2 protein-coding genes are annotated in these 1566 nt (G+C 67.3%); one reads left to right on the top strand and one right to left on the bottom strand.

Annotated elements, in window-relative coordinates:
* Positions 1-94: 94 nt before the first annotated feature.
* A complete protein-coding gene (locus tag ACZ6R9_RS33775; protein ID WP_465542603.1) occupies positions 95-445 on the bottom strand; it encodes a 5-carboxymethyl-2-hydroxymuconate Delta-isomerase in 351 nt (116 codons plus the stop codon).
* 849 nt (positions 446-1294) lie between these two features.
* Here ACZ6R9_RS33775 and ACZ6R9_RS33770 point away from each other — a divergent pair.
* Positions 1295-1558 carry an e9imm peptide gene (locus ACZ6R9_RS33770; protein ID WP_465542604.1) on the top strand — a complete coding sequence of 88 codons (264 nt, stop codon included), beginning with the start codon at positions 1295-1297 and terminating at the stop codon, positions 1556-1558.
* The last annotated feature ends 8 nt before the right edge of the window (positions 1559-1566 follow it).

Here is a 1566-nt window from a genome sequence, read left to right as displayed (position 1 = left end):
GCGACAACATGACACGCCACCACTCCCCGAGACCACCGACCCTATGCCTGAACAGCGGAAACGCAGCTCTCAAGCCCGGAAAGACAACAGCCACTCAGTGCCCGGCGTGATGAACGAACACGTAGGTCTCCCGGTCCAGTTCACTCACCTCGACACCGAACGCGGCCGGCACCCGGACGTACGACCGCAGCAGATCAGTGACCCGCACGGACAACTCACTGCGCACCTCGGCACTGCGCCCGGCCAGGATCTTGATCTCCACCAGCACCACCGCCTCCCCCAACGCCCCGTCACCGACCAGATGCGAAACCGCCGGCCGCACCAGCGTCTTGCAATCGGCGGTGGCCGTGTCGATCACCTCGGGAATCAGCTGGTGAACCTCCTTCGCAAACGCCGTCGCATCGAAGTCCAGGCCCGGCGAGTGGTCAATCAAAATCTGCGGCATCGCGAACACCCTCCTGAACGCCCAACGGCCCGGGTCCCTCCCGGCACGCCGACGTCCGTGGTCAGCCGACTCTACTGACTCCTCAACCGCCCGACCCAGCACGGCCGAACCTCCCCCTCCCCCCACCGGCGCCGGACCAGCCTGCCAAGCTCCGGCCTCATGACCACGCAGAGCTTCTGAAAGCTGACCGAGGACGCCCGTTGCCGACCCCCGATCCGGCCGACAGGACCGCAGCCGCCGCCATACCCGCCACCCACCCCGCAACGAGATCACCACCGCCGATCGAGTACTGCAGCACCTACTTGCCCACCCCGCCGACGCCTCCCCGCCCCAGCGTCCCGGCCTGCATGGTCCACCGGTCCGGTGTGCCACCGACTGACGCGCAGCGGGCGCCGGCAGAGCCGTTGTTGCCGCGAGTGCACCTGCCCGCCGATCCCACTCCAGGCAACACCAACCTTCGAGCACACCACGGCCCCCACCCGGATTCCCCGGCCCGTCACTCGGCCACAGACACGTCCGCCCATGACCCCGACAAACGAGGCCTGCTCCTTCCCGGGACCTCCACGGGGATCCGGGCAGTGATCCCGGACCGGCCACTCGTGTTCAGGTCGAGCACGGAAGCCCGGCGGACCGCGCCAACCAGGATGAGCGGCAGCCCCTCGTCGGCCTGGCCGAGACACGGCCCGAGGTCCACGACGAACGCATTGCGGGACCGCGCAGACAACCACCGCCGACCGTACGCACCGACCAATGACCGGCCGCACAACTCCCAACTCCTGTAGGAGCTGTCCGGCCGATCACGTGACTGTCCAGGCTGGCCCTCTTCCGGAAGGGGCAGCTGTGACGGTGATGGCTCGCGCAAAGGCCGTTGCGCTGGTGCAGAAGATCATGGATGCGGACTACGCCGACGATGCCGAGGCGTACGGCGTACTGACGGCGTTGGGCAGGGCCCTTGGCTGTCCGACCGGCTATGTAAGCGACTTGATCTTCTGGCCTACGGGCTGGGAGCTGACAGCTGCCGAGGTCGAGCAATGCTCGATACCTGTGGATCGGTTCCGGGAGGAGCGCGGAGGGCGTACCTTCCCGAATGATCCCGTGATGGTCATCGAGTAGGCCGACGT

It is taken from the genome of Kitasatospora sp. NPDC048662 (genome assembly GCF_055587065.1).
This window is presented reverse-complemented; position numbering and strand designations above follow the sequence as displayed.